This is a genomic window from Candidatus Protochlamydia sp. W-9, from assembly GCF_001950615.1.
Taxonomy (GTDB): Bacteria; Chlamydiota; Chlamydiia; order Chlamydiales; family Parachlamydiaceae; genus Protochlamydia; species Protochlamydia amoebophila.
Genome location: NZ_BCPZ01000053.1, coordinates 1 through 3,462 on the forward strand (window position 1 = coordinate 1; position 3,462 = coordinate 3,462).

2 protein-coding genes are annotated in these 3,462 nt (G+C 38.0%); both read right to left on the reverse strand.

Going from position 1 to position 3,462, the window contains the following annotated elements:
* Positions 1-1,689: leucine-rich repeat domain-containing protein (locus tag BU804_RS01695; protein WP_075882733.1), on the reverse strand; the 1,689-nt coding region annotated here is incomplete at its 3' end.
* Positions 1,690-2,302: 613 nt separating this feature from the next.
* Positions 2,303-3,462: hypothetical protein (locus BU804_RS01700; protein ID WP_075882734.1), on the reverse strand; the 1,160-nt coding region annotated here is incomplete at its 5' end.

Genomic DNA, 3,462 nt, shown 5'->3' on the forward strand with positions numbered 1-3,462 from the left:
GAGTTTATAGCATCTGCTTAGTTCGAGATGCTGCAAATCCGTTAAAGGTGTTAAATGGGCCAACCCAGCGTCACTGAGATTATTGCAATAGCTTAAATCTAGATGTTGCAAAGCCGTTAAGGGTATCAAATGGGCTAATCCTGCATCGGTTACTTTATCACATCCCCTCAGATCTAAATGCTGCAAAGCCGTTAAGGGTATCAAATGAGCTAATCCAGTATTCTTGACATTATCACATCCCCTTAGATCTAAATGCTGCAAAGCCGTTAAGGGTATCAAATGAGCTAATCCAGCATCTGTAACTCCACCACATCCCCTTAGAACTAGATGCTGCAAAGCTATTAAAGGTGTTAAATGCGCCAACCCAGCGTCAGTGAGAGTCCAGTATTGGGTTAGATTGAGATGCTGCAAACCCGTTAAGGGTGTCAAATGGGCTAATCCATTGTCAGTAAGAGTCCAGCACTTGCTTAGATTGAGATGCTGCAAAGCCGTTAAATGTGTCAAATGCGCTAATCCAGCGTCCGTGAGCTTACCACAACTACTCAGATTTAAATGCTGTAAAGTCATTAAGGGCCTTAAATGCGCTAATCCAGCGTCTGTAAGTTTAACACAACTACTCAGATTTAAATACTGTAAAGTCATTAAGGGCCTTAAATGCGCCAATCCAGCGTCTGTGAGTTTACGGCATCCATTCAGATCTAAATGTTGTAAAGCCACTAAGGATGTCAAATGCACTAATCCTGCATTAGTGAGATTTTTACAATTACCCAAATTTAGATGCTGTAAAGCTGCTAAGGGCCTCAAATGGGCTAATCCTACATCGGTGAGATTATTGCAATCGCTTAAATCTAGAAGCTGCAAAGCCACTAAGGGTGCTAAATGCACTAATCCAGCATCAGTAAGTTTACGGCACTCTTGAAGATAAAGCTCTTTTAAATTTTTACAATTTTTTAATGCTAAAAGATGAGCATCGGTCAAATCGGCATTTTCTGAAAAATTAAGTGCTTCTATCTCATCTAAGAAGTGATTTATAATTCTTTGAAATTCGGTTAACTGAGAAGTCGGGTTTAAAAATGCGCACATAACAGTCAATTCTAAATAGTTTTTCAAAGTGTTTAATTGACATTGCTGCGCAAAATTTAAAAGTTCTTTTAATTCGATTAAGCTCTCTTCAGTGGAGTTAAAAGGTTCAAAACTATGGGATTTGTATCCATCAATTAGCTGTTCTTCTAAATGTTTCACTACTTCTGTCAGTTGACAAAAATCGGCTATTCGAATGGAAGATATAATTTCTTCCAAGGGAATTTCAAACTTAGGATTCGTTAAGCAATTGAGCAAAAGCGTAAAGTTTTTTTGTGTCAAAGCGAGAGGATGTTGCAGGGTTTCTTGAAATTGTCCCGACCACAGATTCTTAAAGTAGGGTGATTTGCCCCTTAACAAAACTAGTTGAGGATGAGAAATGGTCAGAGAAGTTCCCTCTTGAAAACTTAGTTGAATTTCTTCAGATAAAGGTGAAAGAGCAGGAGCAGGAATTATTGACGCACTAGTTTCCTGTGTATTAGCCAAAGGATTGTCTAAGGGATTATTTTCATCCACAAGAGGGTCATTAATCTCTTGAGATTGAGAGTAAGAAGGGGCCGTTGTATGAACAAGATGACTAGGATTAAACCCAAAATTAGAAATATGCAAAATGACCGTCCCAATGACTAAAATACATTTTCATTTATAAAAATTTTAACATTATGATGGATAGATAAAAATTATTGCAATAATTATGAGATAAAATAGGCAGTCACATTTTAAGAGAAAGTTTCATTTTATCCATGAATAGCTATTAAAAATTAAGTAAAAGTTGATAAAGCTCAAATACAAACTCTGTAGTTTTTGATCTAAAAGTGCTTTAAGTCCACGAGATGATAGGATCAGGAAAAAAACGGGTTATAAGGTTTTCGGTAAAATTAGAAGGCATATTCGATTAGGAAATATACAGACGGAAAATGCTGCCACTAAAATTGATTTGTAATCTTAATTTTAGGCCATAATACATTTTTAATGTGTATTTTTTGGCGTTTACAAACATAGAACTGTTTGTATAGTGCCTTCAAAATGAGCGAGTATTTCTCTTAGATAAGCGTCTCAATGGGAATGGATAAAGCTTAATGAAATTTTATCCTTGATCTTCTTAGGATAATGCACTCTTTTATTTTCGGCGCTAGAATTCCTGCTTTTTTATTTCAGTACGACGACTGCATTGGCTTAGGGCTAGATGCTGTAGAGCCGTTAAAGGTGCCAAACGAATAAGCTAAATTTCAAAGCTTAAGGGGTGGGGGTGGGGGAGAGAGGCCTTAGCAAAGTCCCAAACATCTAACCACCCTTCTTTATCGCAGCAAGCCAAACGGCGCTCATCTGCATAAATACCTGTTAAATTACACTCTAATGCTTCTTCTTCTATATCTTCCAATTTCTTTTTTTGTTTAATAGAGCAAAAAGCTCCCACTGTTTCAGGCTCATTTTTGATATTTAGGCATTCGATTATATAGTAGGGATTAGTGGCCACCCAGCAATGTTCCTGATCGCAGTCGAAACTAAGAAATTGGACAGAATAAGGACCAAAGGAATGCTCTGTAATCGTTCTTCCACTAGAGGGTTCATAAAAAGCGACATCTCCTGAGTCATATCCCACAGCGAGTTTTTTGCCATTATAGGCTGAAGCAGTAATAAATTTTCCCATAAAACAACTACCAAATTTTGAAGCTTCGAGACAATTATCAAAGATTTTTTTTCCGCTAGCAACATCCCAAACCGTACATAAGCGTTTCACCGCATCCTTCCCCAAAATAATGACGCGCTTTTCATCAAATTGCACCAGCTCTTTGGAAAAAGGATCTAAAAAGAGCTCGTCCAAAAGAATCGGTTCCAGATTTTGGGAGGCATTCTCTTTTCGAATAGCTGTGATAAAATAAAGCGCGCCATCTTCACATTGAATCAAAATTTGGTTATCACGACAATCGAACGAGCGGATGGAAGAGCAGAAAAGGGGAGATTCGTAACATTTTAAGCCATTTTCTATATTAAAAATGGCAAATTGCTTGCGCTGAGGCAACACTAAAATAAGCAACTCCTGGTCAACATGGGCTTCTTCAAAATTTCCCACCCTGCTTAAGGGTTGCGAAGGAAAAGGTTCTTTGAGTGGCCAGCGGTAGAGCGAACCTTCTTGGGTCACTTGGATCATATGTCCCTCCAGATAGTGGATCAAACGAGAGTCTTTGTCTTTTAGGTTATCAAAAACTAATTGACAGCCCTTTTCCTCAAGAGAATAGATTTGGGCAGTACCAGGAGTGACTTGGATGAAAGCCACTTTTTTTTCTACTTTTAATTTAACAGTTCCACCTGCTGCAAAGCCAGGTAATTGGTAGGTGTCATGCTTACATCGATCTTCACATAATGTGGCTTTGTTACGTC